Annotated in this window: 20 protein-coding genes; 13 read left to right on the plus strand and 7 right to left on the minus strand. The window is 70.8% G+C overall.

The annotated features are described in order from the left end of the window. Window positions 1-29: 29 nt before the first annotated feature. Together MRB58_RS06885 and MRB58_RS06890 are read right to left on the minus strand one after the other, a co-directional pair. A complete protein-coding gene (locus MRB58_RS06885) occupies window positions 30-482 on the minus strand; it encodes a DUF3775 domain-containing protein (protein ID WP_244780979.1) in 453 nt (150 codons plus the stop codon). After that, the gene (locus MRB58_RS06890) at window positions 479-754 is read right to left on the minus strand and encodes a hypothetical protein (RefSeq protein WP_244780980.1); all 276 of its coding nucleotides are present in this window, start codon (window positions 752-754) and stop codon (window positions 479-481) included. Before MRB58_RS06890 ends, MRB58_RS06885 begins: the two co-directional genes overlap by 4 nt. 830 nt (window positions 755-1,584) lie before the next feature. Here MRB58_RS06890 and ffh point away from each other — a divergent pair. The 5 genes from ffh to trmD are packed head-to-tail and all read left to right on the plus strand — an operon-like array spanning window position 1,585 to window position 6,090. Next, window positions 1,585-3,177, plus strand: coding sequence for a signal recognition particle protein (gene ffh / locus MRB58_RS06895; RefSeq protein WP_244780981.1), 1,593 nt, complete (start codon window positions 1,585-1,587; stop codon window positions 3,175-3,177). After that, on the plus strand, window positions 3,174-4,331 hold the full coding sequence (locus MRB58_RS06900) for a GNAT family N-acetyltransferase (RefSeq protein WP_244780982.1): 1,158 nt from the start codon (window positions 3,174-3,176) through the stop codon (window positions 4,329-4,331). Before ffh ends, MRB58_RS06900 begins: the two co-directional genes overlap by 4 nt. A 56-nt stretch (window positions 4,332-4,387) precedes the next feature. Then, complete coding sequence (gene rpsP, locus MRB58_RS06905) at window positions 4,388-4,762, plus strand: 30S ribosomal protein S16 (RefSeq protein ID WP_244780983.1); 375 nt, start codon at window positions 4,388-4,390, stop codon at window positions 4,760-4,762. Window positions 4,763-4,780: 18 nt separating this feature from the next. Next, the gene (gene rimM, locus MRB58_RS06910; protein ID WP_244780984.1) at window positions 4,781-5,398 is read left to right on the plus strand and encodes a ribosome maturation factor RimM; all 618 of its coding nucleotides are present in this window, start codon (window positions 4,781-4,783) and stop codon (window positions 5,396-5,398) included. Next, the gene (gene trmD / locus MRB58_RS06915) at window positions 5,395-6,090 is read left to right on the plus strand and encodes a tRNA (guanosine(37)-N1)-methyltransferase TrmD (RefSeq protein WP_244780985.1); all 696 of its coding nucleotides are present in this window, start codon (window positions 5,395-5,397) and stop codon (window positions 6,088-6,090) included. The genes rimM and trmD overlap by 4 nt, the downstream gene beginning before the upstream one ends. Before the next feature lie 21 nt (window positions 6,091-6,111). On the opposite strand, the gene MRB58_RS06920 is transcribed toward trmD, so the two are convergent. Next, window positions 6,112-7,638 carry a hypothetical protein gene (locus MRB58_RS06920; protein WP_244780986.1) on the minus strand — a complete coding sequence of 509 codons (1,527 nt, stop codon included), beginning with the start codon at window positions 7,636-7,638 and terminating at the stop codon, window positions 6,112-6,114. 177 nt (window positions 7,639-7,815) lie between these two features. Further along, entirely contained in the window at window positions 7,816-8,247 is a 432-nt protein-coding gene (locus MRB58_RS06925; protein WP_244780987.1) for a thioesterase family protein, read from the minus strand. Between the two features lie 137 nt (window positions 8,248-8,384). Between MRB58_RS06925 and hisS the strand changes: the two genes are divergently transcribed. From hisS to MRB58_RS06945, 4 genes are all read left to right on the plus strand, one after another. Then, complete coding sequence (gene hisS / locus MRB58_RS06930; RefSeq protein ID WP_244780988.1) at window positions 8,385-9,812, plus strand: histidine--tRNA ligase; 1,428 nt, start codon at window positions 8,385-8,387, stop codon at window positions 9,810-9,812. Window positions 9,813-9,819: 7 nt separating this feature from the next. Further along, window positions 9,820-10,902 (plus strand): ATP phosphoribosyltransferase regulatory subunit, encoded by a 1,083-nt coding sequence (locus MRB58_RS06935; RefSeq protein WP_244780989.1) that lies wholly within the window; start codon window positions 9,820-9,822, stop codon window positions 10,900-10,902. Then, entirely contained in the window at window positions 10,899-11,867 is a 969-nt protein-coding gene (gene hisG, locus MRB58_RS06940) for an ATP phosphoribosyltransferase (protein WP_244780990.1), read from the plus strand. Before MRB58_RS06935 ends, hisG begins: the two co-directional genes overlap by 4 nt. A gap of 222 nt (window positions 11,868-12,089) precedes the next feature. Continuing rightward, complete coding sequence (locus tag MRB58_RS06945) at window positions 12,090-13,529, plus strand: glycosyltransferase family 39 protein (RefSeq protein ID WP_244780991.1); 1,440 nt, start codon at window positions 12,090-12,092, stop codon at window positions 13,527-13,529. Here the strand turns inward: MRB58_RS06945 and MRB58_RS06950 are convergent, their stop codons facing one another. Both MRB58_RS06950 and MRB58_RS06955 read right to left on the minus strand, forming a co-directional pair. After that, window positions 13,530-14,390, minus strand: coding sequence for a DUF3445 domain-containing protein (locus MRB58_RS06950; protein ID WP_244780992.1), 861 nt, complete (start codon window positions 14,388-14,390; stop codon window positions 13,530-13,532). It lies immediately after the preceding gene. Then, complete coding sequence (locus MRB58_RS06955) at window positions 14,390-16,252, minus strand: M3 family oligoendopeptidase (RefSeq protein WP_371747243.1); 1,863 nt, start codon at window positions 16,250-16,252, stop codon at window positions 14,390-14,392. Before MRB58_RS06955 ends, MRB58_RS06950 begins: the two co-directional genes overlap by 1 nt. 120 nt (window positions 16,253-16,372) lie before the next feature. Here MRB58_RS06955 and MRB58_RS06960 point away from each other — a divergent pair, with 120 nt between their 5' ends. Together MRB58_RS06960 and MRB58_RS06965 are read left to right on the plus strand one after the other, a co-directional pair. Then, window positions 16,373-17,980, plus strand: coding sequence for a murein L,D-transpeptidase (locus tag MRB58_RS06960; protein ID WP_244780995.1), 1,608 nt, complete (start codon window positions 16,373-16,375; stop codon window positions 17,978-17,980). 229 nt (window positions 17,981-18,209) lie between these two features. Beyond that, window positions 18,210-19,943 (plus strand): DUF882 domain-containing protein, encoded by a 1,734-nt coding sequence (locus MRB58_RS06965; RefSeq protein ID WP_244780996.1) that lies wholly within the window; start codon window positions 18,210-18,212, stop codon window positions 19,941-19,943. 155 nt (window positions 19,944-20,098) lie between these two features. Here the strand turns inward: MRB58_RS06965 and MRB58_RS06970 are convergent, their stop codons facing one another. Beyond that, the gene (locus MRB58_RS06970) at window positions 20,099-20,401 is read right to left on the minus strand and encodes a DUF2312 domain-containing protein (RefSeq protein WP_244780998.1); all 303 of its coding nucleotides are present in this window, start codon (window positions 20,399-20,401) and stop codon (window positions 20,099-20,101) included. A 759-nt stretch (window positions 20,402-21,160) separates the two neighbouring features. Between MRB58_RS06970 and MRB58_RS06975 the strand changes: the two genes are divergently transcribed. Together MRB58_RS06975 and pyk are read left to right on the plus strand one after the other, a co-directional pair. Next, complete coding sequence (locus MRB58_RS06975; protein ID WP_256461730.1) at window positions 21,161-21,568, plus strand: DUF1036 domain-containing protein; 408 nt, start codon at window positions 21,161-21,163, stop codon at window positions 21,566-21,568. Beyond that, on the plus strand, window positions 21,565-22,995 hold the full coding sequence (gene pyk, locus MRB58_RS06980) for a pyruvate kinase (RefSeq protein ID WP_244781000.1): 1,431 nt from the start codon (window positions 21,565-21,567) through the stop codon (window positions 22,993-22,995). The genes MRB58_RS06975 and pyk overlap by 4 nt, the downstream gene beginning before the upstream one ends. Window positions 22,996-23,024 lie beyond the last annotated feature (29 nt).

Genomic DNA, 23,024 nt, shown 5'->3' on the forward strand with positions numbered 1-23,024 from the left:
CGACGGCGCGGCGGACGATCGCAGGCGGGTCAGGCCGCCTGACGGTCGACCCAGGCGAGGTAGGAGTCGAGCCCGCTCTCCAGATGGGTGGGAAACACCTCGATCTCGAAGAGGGTCGCGCTGGCGGGGCCGGATGCCGCGGCCTTCGCCTCACGCACGGCGGTCTCCAACTCGGCCGGCTCGTAGTCGCCGCGGCCGATGTAGGTGAGCGCCAGCAGTTCGGCCTGCTCGTCGACGTTGAGCGAGTCGATCATCGCGGACGCCTCCTCCCGCGTCTCGTCCGGCATGCGTTCGTCGGACAGGGAGTTCTCGTCTCCGCGCGACAGCGAGGTCGCCGAGTCGATCTCGATCTCCATCTCCACGTCGTCCGCCTCCGAGTCCGGCACCTCGAAGAGGGCCGCGCGGGACTTGGCGACGATCAGACGCACGAGGTCGTCGTCGATGTTGAGTTCGCGTGCGCCGCTGCGCTCCCGGAGGCTCATGATCTGTCCTCGCCGGCATGCGGGTGGACGCCGCCGCCTTTGTTCAGCTCGGCCTCGGCGCGCGCGTCCTTGTCCTGGAGGCGCGCGCTTTCGACCGGGTCGGCGTCCGCGGTGAGTTTCGCGTCCGGCACGGCCTGGCGCTGGTTGTGGACGTTGAGCTGATCATCGCCCTGCAGCCGGTTGTTGCCCATCACGTCGCCGGCGATGTCGGTCTCGCCGATCCGCTCGGCGTCCCGAGTGCGGTCCGGACCGTTGGTGTTCGGCTTTTCCATTGATCTCTCCAATCGCTTCAAAGCGAACAATGGCGGGGACGGGACAAAGGTTTCGCGTATCAGAATTGGAATGCATGGCACCTCTGCAATTGGAAAGAAGCTGTTCGGTTGGCGTTCAGATTGCGAAGGCCTAATGGAACTCACCTTCCACAGGCCGCTTCAGTCAGTAAGGAGTTCAGGACGATGGCCAGCGTGACCGCGCCCACCACCGAGACGACCACCCCCGCGCAAACCCAACCGGCCGAGACGAGCTCGAACCAGCCGGCGCGTTCGCCTTGGGCCTTCGGTGGGCCTTTCTCTCACGACCGACCGATGCCGATCGTGGCGGAATCTGCGACCCTGGGCGAGCTCGACCTCCACGGCCGCCTCTAAGCGGACCGGCCGCCGCGGCCGATCCACCACCCTTCGCCCCCTGGGGTCCGGGCATGCCGGCACCGCCGCCGTTCCCCGTCCCCAGCCGTGAAGAGACGGTTCCGGCGAACCCACCCGAGCATCGTGCACGAAGGCGGCGCCCCTTCCCGCACGACCCTCGCGGGAGCGTCCACGGCCCTCGCAGCAGCCGAATCCGACCGTTGCGAGACGAATGGTCCGCGGTGTTGCCCGCCGGCCACAATGCACGCAAGGCACCCGCGGCAGCGCCCGGCGCCCCGCGCGACTTGACGTGAGCCCTCCCAGCACGTAACTCCCAGCGACGCGGCCCTCGCCGCACCACCGCCCGACAGCGCGTTGCGCCCTCGGGCGCGTTTTGCGTTGCTCATCTGTCTGGCTGGCCGCCTGCGGCTCGCCGGTCGCCCGTCGCCGTCATGGCGTCGCCACCTCGGGGGTTGCCCATGTTCGAGAGCCTTTCGGATCGCCTCTCCGGCATCTTCGACAAGCTGACCGGCCGCGGCGCCCTGTCCGAGGCCGACGTCGACGCCGCGATGCGCGAGATCCGCCGCGCTCTGCTGGAGGCGGACGTCGCCCTCCCGGTGGTGCGGCAGTTCGTCGAGGAGGTGCGCAAGGAGGCCGTCGGCGCCACGGTCGTGAAGTCGGTCACGCCGGGCCAGATGGTCGTCAAGATCGTCCACGACGAGCTGGTGAAGATGCTGGGCGAGACCGCCGAGCCGATCTCGCTCGCCGCCGCGGCCCCGGTGCCGATCATGATGGTCGGCCTGCAGGGCTCGGGCAAGACGACGACGTCGGCCAAGATCGGCCTGCGGTTGCAGAAGCGCGAGAAGAAGCGCGTGCTGATGGCCTCGCTCGACACCCAGCGCCCGGCCGCGCAGGAACAGCTTCGCGTCCTCGGCGAAGAGAACGGCATCGAGACCCTGAAGATCGTGCCGGGCCAGAACCCGCGCCAGATCGCCGAGCGGGCGATGACCGCGGGCCGCCTCGGCGGTTACGACGTCGTCATTCTCGACACCGCCGGCCGCCTGTCGATCGACGAAGCCTTGATGACCGAGATCGCGGACATCAAGCGTGCCACCAACCCGCACGAGATCCTGCTGGTGGCCGACAGCCTGACCGGCCAGGACGCCGTCGCCACCGCCAAGGCGTTCGACGAGCGGATGAACGTCACCGGCATCGTCCTGACCCGCGTCGACGGTGACGGGCGCGGCGGTGCGGCGCTCTCCATGCGCGCCACCACCGGCAAGCCGATCAAGCTCATCGGCGTCGGCGAGAAGGCCGACGCGCTGGACGAGTTCCACCCGCGCCGCATCGCCGACCGCATCCTCGGCATGGGCGACATCGTCTCCCTGGTGGAGAAGGCGGCCGAGCACGTCGACGCCGAAAAAGCCGCCGCCATGGCCCAGAAGATGGCCAAGGGCGGGTTCGACCTCAACGACCTGAAGGACCAGCTCGGTCAGATGGAGAAGATGGGCGGGCTCGGCGGGCTGATGGGCATGATGCCCGGCATCGGCAAGATGAAGAAGGAGATGGCCGCCGCCGGACTCGACGACGGGATCATCAAGAAGCAGGTCGCCATCATCAACTCGATGACCAAGATCGAGCGCAAGAAGCCCGACATCCTGAAGGCGAGCCGCAAGAAGCGCATCGCCGCGGGCTCGGGCACCGAGGTCGCCGAGGTCAACAAGCTCCTGAAGATGCACCGCCAGATGGCGGACATGATGAAGATGATGGGCAAGAAGAAGGGCGGCATGATGGGCGGCCTCGGGCAGATGCTCGGCATGGGCGGCGGCGGCGTTCCCGACATGCCGAAGGGCCTGGAAGGCATGAACCCGGCCGACCTCGAGAAGCTCGCCAAGCAGATGCCCCAAGGCGGTATGCCCGGCGGGATGGGCGGCGGCATGCCGCCCGGCGGTCTGCCGGGCCTCGGCGGTCCGGGGGGCCTGCCCGGTCTCGGCGGCCCCGGCATGCCCGGCCTTCCGGGCCTCGGCGGCGGGCACGGCAAGGGCAAGCGGCAAAAGGGCAAACGCAAATGACGAGCGGCGGCGCCGGGATCCTCTCCGGCATCCCGGCCGGCCGCGCCGAAGCCGAGGCGGCCCTCGACGGCATCGTCATGCCCCAGACCATCCGCACCGAGCGGATGATCCTGGAGCCGTTCGCGATGCACCACCTCTCCGGCTTCGCCGAGTTCTTCGGCGACGCGGCGTCGACCCGCTTCATCGGCGGCCCGGCCGACCGGTCCGGCACGCTCGACCGGATGGCCCGCTTCAGCGGCCTGTGGCGGCTCTACGGCATCGGCTGCTACGCGCTGACCGACGAGCGTGGCCGCCTGCACGGCTACGCCGGCCTCTGGTTCCCGCACGACTGGCCGGCGCCGGAGATCGCCTACGGCCTGCTGCCGGGCTCGCGCGGCGAAGGCCGGGCGCTGGAGGCGGTGCGCGCCGTGAAGTCGATCGCCGAGGCGGTCGGCATCGGCGCCCTCATCAGCACCATCGCGCCGGACAACGTCGGCTCGCAGCGCGTCGCGACCGCCGTCGGCGCCACCCGCGGGGAGCGCGTGACGCTGAACGGCGACGCGGCCGACATCTGGCACCACGCCATGTCGCCGGCCGCGGCGGATCGCGACGCGGTGGTGATGCTCGACTCCAACGTGATGCCGCTGCGCATCCGCAGCGAGCGGCTCACCCTCGTCCAGTGGCGGCCGGATCACTTCGCCCCGTTCGCGGCGCTGGTCTCGGACGCCGATTCCATGCGTTACCTCGGCGGCCCGAACTCGCTCTTCCACGCCACGCGCGGTTTCATCCAGCGCGCCGGCATGTGGCACCTGCGCGGCTACGGCATGTATGCGCTCGAGCATGAAGGCCGCTTCGTCGGCAGCGTCGGCCTGTGGCACCCACTCAACTGGCCGTGCGCCGAGATCGGCTACACGCTGATGCCCGAGGCGCGCGGCCAGGGCTTCGCCGCCGAGGCCGTCGCCGCCGTTCGCGAGGTGGCCGCCGAGCAGGGCCTCGCCGACCTCGTCAGCTTCATCGACCCGGACAACGCCGCCTCGCAGGCGGTGGCACGCCGGGTCGGCGCCGTCCCCGACGGCACGACCCAGATCGCCGGCCGCACCTTCGGGGCGTGGCGACACCAACCCGAGGCCGCCACCGGCCGGCCCCGGATTCACGAGCTCGAACCCGCGCTTTGAGCGCATCCAACCCCGCGCCACGAGCGCACAGGAACCAGAGAGAACCAGGAGACACCATGCCCACCAAGATCCGGCTCGCCCGCGGCGGCTCCAAGAAGCGTCCTTACTACCGCATCGTCGTCGCCGACGTCCGCGCCCCGCGCGACGGCCGCTTCATCGAGAAGGTCGGCAGCTACAACCCGATGCTCGCCAAGGACAATCCCGAGCGCGTGACGCTCGTCCAGGAACGCATCGAGCATTGGCTGAAGCAGGGCGCCCAGCCGACCGACCGCGTGCTGCGCTTCCTCGACCAGGCCGGCATCGCCAAGCGTCCCGAGCGGTCGAACCCGAAGAAGGCCGAGCCGGGCAAGAAGGCGCAGGAGCGTGCCGAGGCGCGCCGCCAGGCCGAGGCCGACAAGGCCGAAGCCACCGCCGAGTCCACCGAGGCGTAAGCCAGCCGGGAGGTCGTCATGACCGACGTTCCAAAGGCGGACGGTCCTGCCGCCGGCGATCCGGCGGAGGGCATCCTCATGGCGACCATCGGCGCGCCCCACGGGGTGCGCGGGGCGGTCAAGCTCACGGTCTTCGCCGAGGACCCGCTGAGCCTGCGCCGCTACAACCCCTTCACCACCGCCGACGGCCGCTCCATGAAGCTGACGTCGGTGAAACCCATCGGCAAGGCGATCGTCGCCACCATCGACGGGATCGACGACCGCAACGCCGCGGAGACCCTGCGCGGCACCGCGCTCCACGTCGCCCGCGCCCGCCTGCCGCGGCCGGACGAGGACGAGTTCTACCACGTCGACCTGATCGGCCTCGAGGCGCGGCTGGAGGACGGCACGCCCCTCGGCACCGTCCGCGGCGTGTTCGACTTCGGCGCCGGCGACCTCCTCGATATCCTGGGCGACAAGCCCCTCCTCGTCCCGTTCACCCGCGAGGTCGTGCCCCACGTCGACCTCGCCGGCGGCGTCGTGACCGTGGCCGCCGTGCCCGGCCTGCTCGACGATCCGGCGCCAGAGGACGGGGCCGACGCGGACGCCACGCCCGAAGAGACGGCGGGAGAGGCGAAGGGCGAGGCGAAGGCGTGACCTTCGCCGCCACCGTCCTGACGCTCTATCCGGCGATGTTTCCCGGCCCGCTCGGCACGGCACTGGCCGGCCGCGCGCTGGGGACACAGTGGACGCTCGACCCCGTCGACATCCGCGACAGCGCCACCGACCGGCACCGCTCCGTCGACGACACGCCCGCCGGCGGTGGCCCCGGCATGGTGATGCGGGCCGACGTCCTCGCCCGCGCGATCGACACCTGCGGCGGCACCGGCCCGCGCCTCCTGATGAGCCCGCGCGGCCGCCCGTTCGACCAAGGTCTGGCGCGCACGCTCGCGTCGGGGCCCGGCGTCACCATCGTCTGCGGCCGCTTCGAGGGGGTGGACGAGCGCGTCATCGAGCGGCGCGGCCTGACGGAAGTGTCCATCGGCGACTACATCCTGTCGGGCGGGGAAATCGGTGCGATGGCGGTGCTCGACGCGATCGTGCGGCTCCTGCCGGGCGTGATGGGCAACGCCGCCTCGGCCGACGAGGAGAGCTTCGCCGACGGGCTCCTCGAGCATCCGCAGTACACCCGCCCCGCCCAGTGGGAGGACGCGCCGATTCCCGAGGTGCTCATGTCCGGCGACCACGGCAAGATCGCCGCCTGGCGGCGCGCGGCACGGCTGCGTCTCACCGCCGCCCGCCGGCCCGATCTGTTCGAGCGCCGCACCCCCGGCGAGCCGGCGAAGTAACCCCGCCGGCCACGCCGTCCGTCAGCCCGGCAGCATCGCGGTCAGGTCGTCCAGGCTGTAGCGCGCCAGCGGCTCGTCCGAGAACTCGAACCACTCCACGTCGGTCACGTCGAGGTCCGTCTCGGCGCCGTTGACGATGTTGAGGATGCCGCTCTCGGCGTCATACGCGTAGCCGTAGTCCTCGGCCGAGCCGTAGAGGATCAGCGTGTCGCCGCCGAAGAGCCCCGCCTCGCTGCCGCCGTCGATGAAGCCGGACCCGTTCTGGATATCGAACACGTCGTTGCCCGAGCCGCCTTCCAGCGCATGCTCGAAGGTGCCGCCCTCGCCGGTGCGCTCGTCGAACAGGCCGCCGGTCGTGCCACGCGCGACGATGAGGTCGTTGCCGGAGCCGAGGTCGATGTCGGATCGAATGACGGCGACGCCGGTCGAGCCCGGATTGCCCGGGTCCACGATCCCCCCCGCCAGCACCACGTCCCGCTCCGAGCCGGTGTCGATCGTGCTGTCGACGATGCCGGACGCATGGCTGGGCTCCGCGCCGCCGAGCGCATCCGGGTTCGCCTCGCCGGACGCGTCGACGAAGTCGCGCCCGCCGTTGGTGACGATCGTCGTGGCGACGATGCCGACGGCGCTCGCCGCCTCGCCCACCGCGGAGGCGAGACCGGTGATGGTGTCGTCGCTGTCGCCAGTCTCGATGGCGCTGGAGGCGATCGCCTCGGCGCGCGCCTCCGGGCCGAGCGCGTCCGCGTGGGCCTCGACCACGGCGCGGCCGGCGCCGGCGTCGGTGCCGATCTCGCTGGCCCCGAGGCCGACGGCCGATGCGCTGGCGCCCGACTCCGCGGTCGCCTCGGCGAGAACGAGCAAGCTGCCGCGCCCGGCGCTGATGTTGGCGCTGACGCCCGTCGCCGTCGCCTCGACCGCGGCGTCGGTCCAGGTGGCGGCGGTGCCGACGATATTCTCGCTCTGCGCCCCGCCGAGCACCGTGGCGACGGAGAGGCCCACCGCGTCGACGCTCGCCCCGTCCATGCCGCTGGGCACCGCCTGTGCGTGGCCGGAGAGCTGGTTGCGGCCCGCACCGAGGTCCACATAATCCGCCGAGACGCCGGTGACGCTGGTCTGGCCCTCGCCGACGGCAGGTGTCGCGCGCTGCCAGATCGCCGAGCCGCGGACCATATCGTCGCCGAGGCCGGTGGTCAGCATCGCACCGTCCGCAACCTCGAGGCCGACGATGGTGGCCGCCTCGGCGCTCGCCTGCGTGACGTCGACCAGCCCCGAGACGCGGTCGCGACCGGCGCCGGTGGCAAGGTTTGCGGACGCCGCCAGCCCGGTGACGGCGAGCGGTCCGTCGACCGTGAGGTCCAGCGCCCGGCCGCGGAAGACGCCGAGCACCGTGTCCGCCCCGGAGCCGAGGTCCTGGGGGCTGCCGTTGGTCATGGCGACCGCCGCGGCGGTCGATATCTGGCCGTCGACGCGGTCGATCGCGATCGCGGTGTCGCGCCGGCCCGAGAACGGCGCGAATTCGGAGAGGTCCGCCTGTCGAAAAAGGATCATGACTGCCTCGCGTGACGCTGAAATGGCGAGGTATTCATAGCGCCCGACCCAGGCAACACAAAGGCAATTCACGTAAAGTGAAGATATCGCGCGCCGCATCGGCTAAGATACTCGAGACAAAGCCGATTTTGTTCTGTGCCCCTGCGGCGCCCGGGGAGGTCCGCAGGGGCGCCGCCCTCAGACCTGTTCGACGAGGTGGGCGTTGAGCTTTTCGCGCACGCCGTCGGGCATCGCGGCGGAGGCCCGCGTCTGCGGATCGAAGAAGACGTCCACCTGGTCGTAGGTGGCGTGCAGCGCGCCGGTGTCGGCGTGGAGCATGCGCAGGTGGAAGGTCACGCTCTTGGAGCCGACGCGCGAGACCACGCCGTCGATCACGATGAGATCGCCGGCAGTCAGCTCCTTGACGAACTGCGTCGTGGCCTGCGCGGTGACGGTGTGGACGCCGTGCTGCGGGATGATCTCCGAATAGGCCAGGCCGAGCCGGGTCCACATATGGAAGACCGCATCGTCGAAGAACGGCGCATAGTGGCGCACGTTCATGTGGCCGAAGATGTCATGGTGCCAGGGGTGGACCACCCCGCGAAGAAGTTCGAGCCTGTCGGCCATCATGTCTCCCGTCGTCGATTGTCCGGCGACCCTATCCGAACATCGGCCCGATGGGGACCGCCCCGACTCGCGACGCGCCGGCTTCGGTTGTCGCGGCGGTGAACTCGCGGTAGACGGACGGCCTCAAATGGAGGCTGAAGATGGCGAAGGACAAGGCGAACCGACCCAAGGCGCGTCTCCCGCGCGGGTTCGCTGATCGCCATCCCGGAGAGATCCGGCGCGTGGCGGACATGATGGAGACGATCCGCCGGGTCTACGAGCGCTGGGGCTTCGAGCCGGTGGAGACCCCGCTGATCGAGTTCGCGGACGCATTGGGCAAGTTCCTGCCCGACGCGGACCGGCCGAACGAGGGCGTCTTCGCGTTCCAGGACGACGACGAGCAGTGGCTGTCGCTGCGGTACGACCTGACGGCGCCGCTCGCCCGCATGGTGGCGGAGAACTTCCAGAACGTGCCGCGCCCGTACAAGAGCTACCGGGCCGGCTGGGTGTTCCGCAACGAGAAGCCGGGCCCGGGCCGCTTCCGCCAGTTCATGCAGTTCGATGCCGACATCGTCGGCGCCGCCTCCCCGCTGGCCGACGCCGAGATCTGCATGATGGCCGCCGACACGATGGAGGCGCTGGGGTTCGGCCCGAACGAGTACGCCATCCGCGTCAACTCGCGCCGCGTGCTCGACGGGGTGCTGACGGAAATCGGTCTGCCCGAGGCCGACCCGCGCCGCCTCACGGTGCTGCGCGCGATCGACAAGGCGGACAAGTTCCCCCTCCCCGAGATCGCCAAGCTCCTCGGCCCCGGCCGCGAGGACGAGTCGGGCGACTTCACCAAGGGCGCCGGTCTCGACGAGGGGCAGGCGGCCACGGTGCTGGCGCTGCTCGATCCCACCCAGGAGCCGCGGCTCTCGGAGGACCTCATCACCATCGGCGAGACCGTCAAGGCCGCCGGATACGACAGCATCGTCATCGACCCGTCGGTGGTGCGCGGGCTCGAATACTACACCGGCGCCGTCTTCGAGGCGGAGCTGAAGTTCGAGGTGCAGGACGAGAAGGGCCGGCCGGTGCGGTTCGGCTCGGTCGGCGGCGGCGGGCGCTACGACGGGCTCGTCGGCCGCTTCATCAGCCAGGACGTGCCGGCGACGGGCTTCTCGGTCGGCGTCTCGCGTCTGGCCGCGGCGCTCGCGGCCCGCGAGACCGCCGGCGCGGCCGTCCGCGGCCCGGTGATCGTCACCGTGATGGACCGCGACAACGTCGCCCGGTACCACGAGATGACCGCCAAGTTGCGCGCGGCGCTGAACCGGGACGGCGCGGTGGTGCCGGTGGAGATGTACATCGGCGACAGCGGCTTCAAAGCGCAGATGAAGTACGCCGACCGGCGCGGCGCCCCGTGCGTCATCATCCAGGGCGCCGACGAGCGGGCGGCCGGCAAGGTGCAGATCAAGGACCTCGCCGCCGGCAAGGAGGCCGCGCGGGAAATCGAGGACCGGGCCGAGTGGGTCGCCGCCCGTCCCGCCCAGGTCGAGGTCGACGCCGATATCGAGACGATCGCCGCCGCGGTGCGCGCGATCCTGACGTGAGCCGAGCATGAGCCAGAACGTCTGGGCCGTCTTGGAAGCGGCCAGCGACATGGTCGTTTCCGTGCCGCTGCTGCAACCGGCCGACATTTTCGTCGACCTCGCGGGCGAGGAGTTCCGCAAGCGCCTCTTCACCACCGACGACGGCGGCACCACGCTGTGCCTGCGACCGGACTTCACCATCCCGGTCTGCTACGAGCACCTCGCCGCGCATCACGATTCGCCCAAGACCTACGCCTACACCGGCAAGATCTTCCGCAAGCGCCGCCTGTCGGGCGACCCCGAGTTCACGCAGATGGGCACCGAGTGGATCGGCCACGGCGACGAGATGGCGGTCGACGCCGAGGTGTTCGCCCTCGCGATGGAGTGCGCCGCCGCCGCCGGCATGCGTGCGCCCACGGTGCGCGTCGGCGATGCCCATGTGTTCGACGCGCTGACCGCGGCGCTCGGCCTGTCGGCGAGCTGGCGCTCCCGCCTGGGCGCCGCCTTCGGTGATGCGGCGCGCATGACCGGCGCGCTGTCCCGCCTCGGCCACCGCGCCCGGTCGGACGGGTTCGCCGCCCGCCTCGCCCCGGCGCTCGCCAAGGTCGACGCCGTGCAGGCGCGCGCTATCGTCGAGGCGGTGATCGGCCTGCCCGGCGCGCCGCCCCCCGGCGGCCGCACCGACGAGGACATCGCCCTGCGCCTTCTCGAACAGGCGAGCAACGGCAACTCGACCCGCGCCGCCGAGGTCATCGAGCGCTTCCTGCCGCTCAACGCCCCGCTCGACCGCGCGGCCGACCACCTCGCCGCCTTCGCCACCGCGGAGGGGCTCGACCTCGGCGCCGTCATCGACGATTTCCAGCGCCGGACCGACGCGCTGACCGCCATCGGCGTCGATACCAGCGCCCTCGACTTCGACGCGTCGTTCGGGCGGCGCATCGGCTACTACACCGGCTTCGTGTTCGAGGTGATCGGCGTCGACGGCGTCAACGAGGCGATCGCTGGCGGGCGGTACGACAAGCTGATCGCCCTGCTCGATCCGCGCACGTCGCTCCCCGGCATCGGCTTCTCGGTCTGGCTCGACCGCCTGCCGCCGGAGGTCGCCCCGTGAGTGAACTCATCCTCGCCGTCCCCTCCAAGGGCCGCCTCCAGGAGCAGGCGCTCGACTTTCTGACCCGCTCCGGCCTGAAGATCGACCGGGCGCGCGGCGGGCGGGATTATCGCGGCCACATCGCCGGCCTGCCCGAACTCGAGGTCGCCTTCCTTTCCGCCTCGGAGATCGCCCGCGAGCTGGCGGCCGGCAATGCCCACCTCGGCCTCACCGGGCTCGACCTCGTCCACGAGACGGTCGACGACCCGGCCGACCGGGCCGCGAAGCTGCACCTCGTCACCCCGCTGGGGTTCGGTCCGGCGGACGTGGTGGTCGCGGTCCCGGAGCGTTGGATCGACGTCGACAACATGGCCGACCTCGCCGACGCCGCCGAGATGCATCGCGCCCGCCACGGCCGCACGCTGCGGGTGGCGACGAAGTTCGTGCACATGACGCGCCGGTTCTTCGCCGCGCACGGCCTGGCGGACTACCGCATCGTCGAGAGCCTCGGCGCCACCGAGGGCGCCCCCGCCGCCGGCGCGGCCGACCTCGTGGTCGACATCACCACGACCGGGTCCACCCTGGCCGCCAACCAGCTCAAGATCCTGAGCGACGGGGTGATCCTCGCCAGCGAGGCGCACTTCGTCGCCTCGCGGGTGGCGCCGTGGACGGACGCGACGCGCAGCATCGCGGCGACCATCGTCGACCGGATCGCCGCGGAGATGCGGGCCCGGTCCGTCCTGGAGCTGCGCGCCGTGCTGCCCGACCCGGCCCGCGCCGCGACGGAGACGGCCGAGCGGTTCGACGCGGTCGCCCCCTTCGGGCACGAGCCGGTGCCGTTGACGCTGCATGTCCCGCGCCGCCGCGGTTCGGAGTGCGCCGCCTTCCTGCGCCTCATCGGCGCATCGTCGGTGGTCATCATGCAGGTCGCCGACGTCTACGGCGACAACCCGCTCACCGCGGCGCTGATCGAGGCGATCGGCTGATCGCCCCAGCGCCGCTGCTACGTCGAGACGGTGCGCCGGTGCAGCCCGCGCCGGCGCCGCTTCGTCCACCGCGGGCGCGAGATCTGCCGCCGACCCGCGCGACGCCGCCCTCTCCCGGTGCGCCACCCCGGCCTTGGACGGCGGCCACATACCCGCTCTGATCCGGCGCGGGTTGACGCCGCCGCCCCGGCGCTCTTTGACAGCAGCCGACCGGAGCGCGACATGCAACAGCCTGCCGCGGCTCGCTCGGCCTCGCCGTTCGGTGCTTGGGGCGCAGCAGCCGCGATCATCCTCTACATCCTGCTCCTCACGGCCCTGAGGCTCGCCCTCTCGCCGTTCCTGGAGATCGACGAGGCGGCCTTCGTCGGCGCGGTGGACCTGCGCCTCGTCTACGCCGACGCGCACCCGCCGCTCTACGCATGGCTCGTCCGCGGCGCGCTGGAGCTGACCGACGGGCGCTGGATCCTCGCCGTCGCGGCGGTCAAGGCCGGGCTCCTGGCCGCGCTTCATCTCCTCGTGTTCGATGCGGCGCGGCGCGTCGCGGGCGCGACGGCCGGGCTGGTCGCCGTGGCGCTCACCGCATTGATGCCGCAGCTCTCCTTCATGGCGGCGCACACGCTCACCCACCCGGTGCTGGCGAGCGTGGCGGCGGCCGGCCTCGTCAACGGCGTCGCGCGGCTCGCCACCGGGCCGCGATGGAGCGCGTGCCTCGTCCTCGGCGTGGCGCTCGCGGCCGGTGCGCTGGCGCAGCCGGAGATCTGGCTGCTGGCCGTCCCCCTCGGCGTCGCGATGATCGCCGATCGCTTCTGGTACGACCGCCTCGCCTCGGCGTGGACATTCCTCGTGCCGCTGCTCGTCGGCATCATCGCCGGCCCGGCCTTGTGGGCGCTGGCGGACGCGTTGAAGGCGTCCGGCGGGCGCATCGGCCGGCTCTACGCCGAGGGCCGGTTCGAGGCGGTCGACGTCTCCGGCGTGGGCGTCGACGGCGTGCTGTCGCTGGCGGTCGCGGCGGGGCTGTCGGGCGGGCTGGTGGCGTTGCTGGTGCTGGCCTTCGCCCGCACCCGCCCGGCACTGGCGGCCGAGGGGCACGCCGTGCGGCGGCTCCTGTGGCGCACGCTGGCGCTCGCGCTCACGCTGAGTGCGGCGGGCGTGCTGGCGGCCGACGTCAGCGTCGTGGCACCGCGCGCGCTGATGCCGATCCTGATGCCGCTGCCCGTGGTGGCCGCGCTGCATCTCGCCGGTCGGCGGCCGTGGGCCCTCCTCAAGGCGGGGGCGACGGTGTTCCTGCTGGTGCCCGTCGCCATCGCCGGCGTCACCGCCTTCGGCGACCATCGCTTCGTCCGCCCCTACGACGTGTGGGCGCGGGAGATCCTGGCGGCGGCACCGCAGGGGCGGATCGCGGTGACGGCCTCGCGCCAGGTGCTGGCGGCCAATATGATGCTGGCCTTTCGCCGTGCCGGGCGGGACGCCTGGGTGGCGCACGACCGGCACGCCCCGCTGACCGACGTGGCGGTGGTGCTGGCGCCGGGCCCCGGCGCGGCACCGGCGCCGCCTGACGGCCTGTGCCCCGATGCCGAGGTCACGACGACCGCGCCGCTGCGCAACCTCGCCGCCACGCCGATGACCGTCCGCGCCACGATCGCCCGGCGCTGCCGCCCGTAGTCAGGCCGCGAGTGCGCCGAGCCGCGCCACCAGCGCGTCGCGCACATGGACGAGCCCCTTGTATTCGAGCTGCGCGGGGTCGAGCCCGGCGAGTTGCGTGGCCAGCGACGCGGCGAGGTGCGCGCCGTCGGGATGCCGCGCCAAGGCGTCGACCGGGTCGACCATCACCTTGATCGTAAACAGCAGATCCCCCGTCGCGAGGCGGCGCAGGGTCTGCCGTTCGACGCGCACCAGCGGGGCCTCGACGGTGCGCGCCGCCGGCCGCTCGTGCTTGGAGCCGGCGAGGACGAGGCCGCCGCCGAACTGGATCGACCAGTTGAGCCGCCACACCGGGGCGTCGACGGCGAGGTGGTCGAAGATGCGGGCGACGCGGGTCGCCATCGGCCCGGCCCAGCCGGGAACGCTTCGGTGGATCTCGTCCATCGGCCGGTCGAACTTTTCCCTCAGCTCCCAGGCGGAGGGGAAGGCGACGACGCCCGCCGCCAGCGACCACGCCGCCTCGCCGCGGCGCATGACGACGAGGTCGTCCGGCACCATCATCGCCGCCTCGACGAGCGGCGAGACGGGCCGCCCGCCGGCCAGCCGCGACGGCATGCCGACGGGCAGCGGGTCGAGGCCCCGGCGCGCCAGATCGGCGGCCACGAGGTCGCGAACCTCGGCCTCGGAACGCGCGCAGTCCGGCCGGATGCGCACCGCGTCCGGGTCGGCGGCGAGGATGGCGGCCTTTTCGCCGAGGTCGGCGAGACGCCGCTCGTCGACCTCGATCCAGTCCTCGAGCGCGATGGGGGACATCGCGATCGAGAACGGCTTGGTGCCGCTCGCCCACGGCGTGTGACGCGGGCGGACCGCGACGTCGGCCATCAGCCGGCTGCGATGTCCGCCGAGGCCAACTCGTCGATCAGGCCCTCGATTACCGAGAGGCCGGTCTGCCAGAAGGCCGGGTCGCGCGCGTCGAGGCCGAAGGGCGCCAGAAGCTCCGAGTGGTGCTTGGTGCCACCGGCGGCGAGAAGGGCGAAGTACTTGTCCTGGAAGCCGTCCGGCTCCCGCTCGTAGACGCCATAGAGCGAGTTCACCATGCAGTCGCCGAAAGCATAGGCGTAGACGTAGAACGGCGAATTGATGAAGTGCGGAATGTAGGCCCAGAACACCTCGTAGCCGTCCTGCAGGCGCACCGCCGGGCCGAGCGACTGGGCCGACACCTCGGTCCAGATCTCGCCGAGGCGCTCCGCCGTCAGCTCCCCCTCGCGCCGCTCGGTGTGGACGTGCCGCTCGAAGGTGTAGAACGCGATCTGCCGCACCACGGTGTTGATCATGTCCTCCACCTTGGAGGCGAGCATCACACGGCGCGTCTTGGCGTCCGGCGCCTCGGCGAGGAGCTGGCGGAAGGTCAGCATCTCGCCGAACACCGAGGCGGTCTCGGCCAGCGTCAGCGGCGTCGGCGCCATCAGCGCGCCGTTGGGGCCGGCGAGGATCTGGTGCACGCCGTGGCCGAGCTCGTGGGCGAGCGTCATCACATCGCGCGAGCGGCCCTGGTAGTTGACGAGCACGTATGGGTGCGCCGAGGGGACGGTCGGGTGCGCGAAGGCGCCCGGCGCCTTGCCGGGGCGCACCGGCGCGTCGATCCACGGATTGTCGAAGAAGCGGCCGGCGAGGTCGGCGAGCTTGGGCGAGAAGCCGCCGAACGAGGTCATCACCGTCTTCTGCGCGTCGGCCCAGGAGATGGTGCGGTCGTCCGCCTCGGGGAGCGGAGCATTGCGGTCCCAGGTGTCCAGCGCGTCCTTGCGGAACCACTTCGCCTTCATCGCATAGTAGCGGTGCGACAGGCGCGGATAGGCCTCGGTGACGGCCGAGACCAGCGCGTCGACCACCTCCCGCTCGACCCGGTTGGCGAGGTGGCGCGAGGAGGCGACGTCCTCGAATCCGCGCCAGCGGTCGGAGACTTCCTTGTCCTTGGCGAGGGTGTTGGTGATGAGCGTGAAGGTCCGCTCCTCGCTTTTCAGCGCCTTGGCGATCCCCTCCGACGCGCTCTTGCGCACGATCTCCTTGGGGTCGAGCAGCTTGTTGAGCGCCTCCTCCAGAGTCGCCTTCGCGTCCGAGCCGGCGATGTCGACCCGCAGCGCGGCGATGGTGTCGTCGAAGAGGCGCGTCCAGGCGGTGCGCGACGAGGTCGACTTGTCGAGGAAGAGGCGCTCGACTTCGTCGGAGAGCTGATGCGGGCGTTCCTTGCGCAAGTCCTCGATGAACGGGGCGTAGTGCGCCGCGGCCGGGTCCTCGAGCGCCTCGGCCATCACCGTGTCGTCGATCCGGTTCAGCTCCAGGCCGAAGAACAGGAGATGACTGGCCAGGCTGGTGAGCTTGTCCGACACGTCGCCGTAGGTCTTGGCGTAGATCGGGTTGGTCGTGTCGGTCGCGTAGAGGAGGCCGGCGTAGGAGCCGATGCGGCCGGCACGGTCCTCCAGCGCCTCGTAGGCCTTCAGCGCGGCGGCGAGCGTCGCGCCACCGTCGGGCTCGGCCAAGCTCGCCGCAAGCGTCCCCTTGTAGGCGGCCTCGAACGCCGCGGCGTCCTTGGTGAGGTCGGTGATGTCCGCTGCCAGCGCCGGGTCGTCGGGACCGGCGTAGAAGTCGCCGAGGTTCCATTCGGGCAGACCCTCGACGGGGCCGGTGCCGCTGGTCCGGTCGGCGGTCTCGTGTGGCAAAAAAGCGTGATTGGCAGGGAAACGCATCGGTGGGAGCCTTCAAGGGATCGTGAGGACGCTCTTAAGGACGGAGCGGGATGGTATCTCATTTCTGATCAGATGGCCCCTCGGTATGAGTGTGAAAGGGCGACACCCGCAATGACTCCCATGGCTCGTTCCTGGCGACTGGCGACGGTCGCAGCCGTTGCGCTCGCGCTTCCGGTCGCAGCGGCCGCCGAGGTGCCGTTGCCGCGCCTCTCGCCCAAGGCCGACGCGGTGCCCGCCGCCAGCATCGCCCCCCGTGGCGAGACTTTCGAGGCGATGGCGGTCCCGGCGACCATCGAAGCGGCGATCGAGGCCGAGGTGTCGACCGACGTCTGGCTCGCGGTCGCCCGATATTACGCGATGCGCGACTACGCCCCGGTGTGGACCGAGGCGCGCGCCGCCACGTTGCGGGCCCGCCTCGCCGAGGCCGCCTACGACGGGCTCGACCCCGAGGCCTACGCCGTGGCCGACTATGGCGACGGCATCGCCGAGCGCGCCCGCGAGGACGTGGCCCTGACCGAGGCGGCGCTGCGCTACGCCCGCCACGCCCACTCCGGGCGCATCGCGCCGACGGACGTGTCGCGGATCATGACGATGGACCCGCCGAAGCTGAGGGAGCTGCGCTTCCTGGTGCGGCTCGGCCGCGCCGAGGACGTGGTCAAGACGCTGGAGAGCGTCCACCCGCAGCACGCCCAGTACCAGCGTCTGCGCGCGGCGCTGCGCAAGACGCTGGACAGCAGCGTCCCCCAGCCGCCCGCGGTCGGCGACGGGCCGGCGCTGAAGGTTGGCTCCAGCGGGCCGCGCGTCGCCATTTTACGCGCCCGCGTCGGCGCGACCGTGCGCCGCGGCGCGGACCCGGAGGTGTTCGACCAGGATCTCGCCGTCGCCGTCGCCACCTGGCAACGCGCCAACGGGCTCGGCGCGGATGGGATCGTCGGCCCCAACACGCTGCGCGTCCTCGACGGTGCGTCGGAGGCCGAGCAGGCCGAGGCGCTGATCTCCAACATGGAGCGCTGGCGGTGGATGCCGCGCTGGCTCGGCAACCATCACGTCTTCGTCAACGTGCCCGCCTACCGGGTCGAGGTCGTCGACGGGGGCGAGGCGACCTATACCGGCCGCGTCGTCGTCGGTACCCCCTCCAACCCGACGCCGATCTTCTCCGACGAGATCGAGCACATCGTCGTCAATCCGTACTGGAACGTGCCCTACTCGATCGCCAAGAACGAGATGCTGGGCGGGATCCGGTCCAATCCGGCCGGCTACATGGCCAAGCGCAACTACGAGGTCGTCTTCAACGGCCGCGTGGTGAACCCGGCGACGGTGAACTGGAACGAGGCGACCTTGCGGCGCGTGCGCATCCGCGAGCGGCCGGGGCGGGGCAATGCGCTGGGGGCGGTGAAGTTCCTGTTCCCCAACCAGCATGCCGTCTACCTGCACGACACGCCCTCCAAGCACCTCTTCAGCCGCGACCGCCGCGCCTACAGCCACGGCTGCGTGCGGGTGGAGAACCCGTTCGAGTTCGCCGCCGCGCTGCTGTCGCGCGAGCCGAACCTTTCCGGGCCGGGGATCGAGCGCATGGTCGGCGGCGGCGAGAAGTGGCTGAACACGCAGGAGCACATCCCCGTCCACCTCGCCTATTTCACCCGAGAGGTGACGGCTGCGGGCAACGTGGTGCGGCTGGACGACGTGTACGGCTTCGATTCGCGCACGCAGCGCAAGCTCGGCCTCTGAAAACAGGGAGCCGCCATGCAGCTATGGCGGCCGAATGCAGAAAACTGTGCTCTTCTCGCCACAGTGAGCGGCCATGACATAACGGGTCTTCCGGACTCGACGGCAATTCGTTAAGGCTCCGGCAAGCGTTGGGTCTTAATTCCAAGTTGCTACGTCGATGATCCGGCGTACCCTGATGTGTCCGACAGGGGGCGGCCGCTTGACACGATTGCGAGTCCAGAGTTCCGCCATGTTACGTTGCGGCAAATCACTGCGCCGTGCGGCCCGCATCCGTTCGCTGGGCTTCGCCGCGATCCTCGGGTCCCTGCTCTTCGCCTCCGGCGTGAGTGAGGCGGAAGCCTCGTCCCGGACCCTCAAGCTCTATTTCACCCACACCCGCGAGAGCATCGAGATCGTCTACAAGCGCAACGGCAGCTATGTCGGTTCCGCGCTGCGCGACCTCAACCGCTTCCTGCGCGACTGGCGCCGCAACGAGGCGACCAAGATGGATCCGGAGCTGTTCGATCTGCTCTGGGAGTTGCAGCAGGAATTCGGCGGCACCATCAACGTCGTGTCCGCCTACCGCTCGCCGGCGACCAACTCGATGCTGCGCAGCCGCTCGCGCGGTGTGGCGAAGAACTCGCAGCACATGGCCGGCCGCGCGATCGACTTCTACATCAAGGGCGCCAACCTCTCGAAACTGCGCGCCGCGGGCATGAAGCGTCAGGTCGGCGGCGTCGGCTACTATCCGACCTCCGGCAGCCCCTTCGTCCACATGGACACCGGCAGCGTTCGCGCCTGGCCGCGCATGTCGCGCTCCGAGCTGGCACGGGTCTTCCCCAACGGCAAGACGCTGCACCTTCCGTCCGACGGCAAGCCGCTTGCCGGTTATGCCGAGGCCCAGCGCCTGGAGAAGGAAGGCAAGCTCACCAGCCTGCGTGACGGTGGTGGCGGCGGTGGCGGCAACGTGTTCGCCGCGCTCTTCGGCGGCGGCAACGACGATGAGGAGGGTGACGACGAGGTCGTGACCGATCGCGTCACCACGCGCCGCAGCCGGCCCCAGGCCACCGAGGTCGCCGCGGCGCGGTCGCGCGAGACGCGGGTCGAGTCGGCGCGGGTCGCCCCGGCGCAGCGCCCGGCTCCGCCCCCCCGCGAGGAACCGACGCAGACCGCCGCGGCCGACACCTCCGACTCCGATTCCGGTGGTGGCTTCTTCCGCCAGCTCCCCAGCGTGTCGCTCGGCGGGCTGATCGGCCGCTCGCGCCGGAGCGACGAGCAGGAGGCCCCCGCCGTCGAGCCCGTCGCCCTCCCCTCCACGCCGCTGACCGCGGTCGCGTCCGACGGCGGCCAGTCGGCCCCGGCGCCGACCCCGACGCCCGCGCCGCCCCCCGCCGCCGCGCCCGCTGCGGCCGACGCGCCGAGCGAAGACGCCGCCGACGCGCCGATCGTCGTCGCCGCGCTGCCGCCGCAGCGGCCGCGCCCGCGCGCCACGGCCGCCGAGCCCGCCATCGCGCAACCGGCCGTCGCCGCCACGACGGCGACCCCGGCCGCCACCCTCGCCTATGCGCGTGACGATGCCGGGCTCGACGCCGACTCGCCGCAGACCGCCGTCGCCGCGATCATCCCGCGCCCGTCCGACGTCGCCGCCGCTACGCCGGCCGCCATGCCGCGCCAGGCCGTCACGCTCGGCCTGCCCGAGCGCGGCCCGGTGCCGAGCGCCCTCACCGTCGACGCGGTCGACGCGCTGATGACCCCGGTCCACGACGTCGCGCCCGAGCTGGTCGCCAACGTCTCCGGCGTCTCCGGCCGCGACTTCGCGACGCTGCTGGCGCCCGACCGCACCGCAGCCGCGAGCGACGGCGTCCTCCTCGCACCCGGTTTCCTCGGCTCGGCCACGACCATCGCCGAAGGCGGCGCCGAGTGGCTCGACACCGACCGCTTCACCGGCACACGGGTGACGGTGTTCGCCAGCCCGCGCTCCTGACCGAGGCGCTCACCAGGCACAAAAAAACCCCGCGCAGTGCAAGCTGCGCGGGGTTTTTCATGTCCACCTCACGGGACGCCGGGCTTACGACGCCATGGCGGCCGACCGCCGGGCGCCGCGGGGCGACCGGCCCTCCCGGTTCACCGGCGCGCGGGTCAGGCTGCCTCGGCCTGCTGTCCGACGCGCGCCTCGGCCCGCTCGATCCCCTCTTCGGTGAAGCGCATGCCGAGGGCCTGCATGTAGAGGTCGAGGATCGCCTCGAACTCCGTGCGCTCGTTCGGCTCCTGCTTGCGCAGCCGCACGATCTGGCGGAGCACCTTCGCGTCGAACCCGTTCGCCTTCGCCTCCGCGTAGACGTCCTTGATGTCGTCCGCGATGCCCTGCTTCTCCTCTTCGAGACGCTCGATCCGCTCGACAATCGCCCGCAGCTGGTCGCCAGCCACACCTTCGTTGACCATCGGTCCATCTCCACTGATTTACGCGTACGAGTTTCGACGTCTGGCCGTCCGGATCAATCGGCCAGAGACGTTCGTCCCCGTTGTCCGCTCAATTCCACGCCACAGAGTTTCGGAAGCCTTAACCGCTGTGGCCTCGCTGCGTCGCGTGCCGGGGCCCGAGGCCTTCAGCTAGGGCCGCGTTGCATTCCTGCCTTGAGGCTGGGTCGGCCGTCGAGACGGACAATCGCCCTCGGGGAGGGTTTCAGACCGGTGCAAAGATGGTACAGCGGGCGACAAAATGTGTGACAGACAAAAATATCTCGCGCTGTTTCGTCCTTGCGACACGGCCACCTTCGAATCGAATCGAGGTAGTTCGCAAATGTTTCCCGCCGCTTTTCGGGCATTTTCGAGGACAGAAGGTTGCCGAACGCATTCTTCCGCGTCATGTCGGAGCATAGAGTTGCGATGTGGCCGATAATCAAGTGTCAAGGATAATGCGAGAACCCTGTGGAAATAACAGCTCCGCGAAAGCCTCATGCCCTATCTACGAGTAACATTCAGTTGCGAGGGAGATTCGGGGTGGTTAACCCGCGTGCGTAAACGCTTGCCTTGTCAGCGTTGGCGCTCGACCCCCGCGATTGACAAGGCGCGAGCAAGCTCGCATGAACACCGCGGTCACGCGCCGCGAACCAGTTTATGATGAACGAAAAATAGGACGGCTCGCTGCAGATGTTCCGACTCCCCCGCCGCGTACTGACGGGCCCGCTCGTCCTCCTTCTTGTGACTTTCGCGGCCGTATTCTCCGGTACGACTGATGCTTCCGCCGAACTCCGCCTGTGCAATAAGACCCCTGTGCAGGTCGGCATCGCGATCGGCTACCGAAACAACGAAGAGTGGGTGAGCGAGGGGTGGTGGAACCTCGACGCCGAGTCATGTCAGGTTGTGGTCGACGGACCTCTCCCGTCCAGGTATTACTACCTCTACGCCCTCGACTATGAGGAAGGCGGCGCTTGGGGAGGCACAGCCTTTATGTGCACGTCAGATAAAGAGTTCACCATCCAAGGCACCAACAACTGCGTCGCCCGCGGTTACGAGCGTCGCGGCTTCGTCGAAGTCGACACCGGCGACCGCCTCACGTGGACGGTCCAGCTGACCGAGCGGCCGAAAGCCGGTATCGGCGGACAATGATACGCGCGCGGCGAGTCCGCGTCGTCGCCACGCTGGGTCCGGCCTCCTCCGAGCAGGATCAGATCGCCGAACTGCACCGTGCCGGAGCGGACGTCTTCCGGATCAACATGAGCCACGCCGATCACGGCCTGATGCGCACCCTGGTCTCCCGCATTCGCGCGGTCGAGGCCGCCGCCGGCTCACCGATCACCATCCTCGCCGACCTCCAGGGACCGAAGCTGCGCGTCGGCACGTTCGCCGACGGCCCGGTAATGCTCGCCGAAGGTGACACCTTCACGCTCGACGCCGACCCTGCGCCCGGCGACCAGACCCGCGTGCACCTGCCGCACCCGGAGATCCTGCGCGCGCTGGAGCCCGGCCATCGCCTCCTGCTGGACGACGGCAAGGTCGCCCTCCGGGTCACCGAGGCCTCGCCGCAAAAGGCAGTAAGCGTGGTGACGGTCGGCGGTAAGCTGTCCGACCGCAAGGGCGTCAGCTGTCCCGACACGCTGATCGCGGTCGGCGCCCTGACCCCGAAGGACCGCTCCGACCTCGACGCCGCGCTCGAGGCCGAGGTCGACTGGATCGCGCTCTCCTTCATCCAGCGGCCGGACGACCTGGCCGAGGCCCGCAAGGTCGCCCGTGGCCGCGCCGGCATCCTCGCCAAAATCGAGAAGCCCCAGGCGATCGAACGGCTGGACGACATCATCGAGCTGTCCGACGCACTGATGGTCGCCCGTGGCGACCTCGGCGTCGAGATGCCGCTGCAGGACGTTCCGAGCCTGCAGAAGCGCATCACCCGCGCCGCCCGGCGCGCCGGCAAGCCCGTCGTCGTCGCGACGCAGATGCTCGAGAGCATGATCACCGCCCCCGTCCCCACCCGCGCCGAGGTGTCGGACGTCGCCACCGCCGTCTACGAAGGGGTCGACGCCGTCATGCTGTCGGCCGAATCCGCCGCGGGCCAATACCCGGTCGAGGCGGTCGGCACGATGGACCGCGTCGCCCGCTCGGTCGAAGCCGACGAGACCTACCGCACCATCCTCAACGCCCAGCGCATGGAGCCGGACGCGACCGGGGCCGACGCTCTCGCCGCCGCCGCGCGCCAGATCGCAGAGACGCTGAGCGTCGGTGTCATCGCCTGCTACACCTCCTCCGGATCGACGGTGATCCGCGTCGCGCGCGAGCGGCCGACGGCGCAGATCTTCGCCTTCTGCCCCCGCATCGAGACGGCGCGGCGGCTCGGGATCGTCTGGGGCGTGACCAGCATCGCCACCACCCCCAGCGAAGACCTCGAGGACTTCATCGCCGACGCGGGGGCACGCATCGTCGAGGCCGGCCAGGGCCGCACCGGCGACCGGTTGCTCGCGGTGGCCGGAGTGCCGCTGGATACCCCCGGCGTCACCAATGCGTTGCAACTGGCCTTTATCCGCTCTCGCGACGAGCGATGACAACCGGACCGAGCAACGAGTTGCCAACA

The organism is Acuticoccus sp. I52.16.1, assembly GCF_022865125.1.
In the GTDB taxonomy this organism is placed as follows: domain Bacteria; phylum Pseudomonadota; class Alphaproteobacteria; order Rhizobiales; family Amorphaceae; genus Acuticoccus.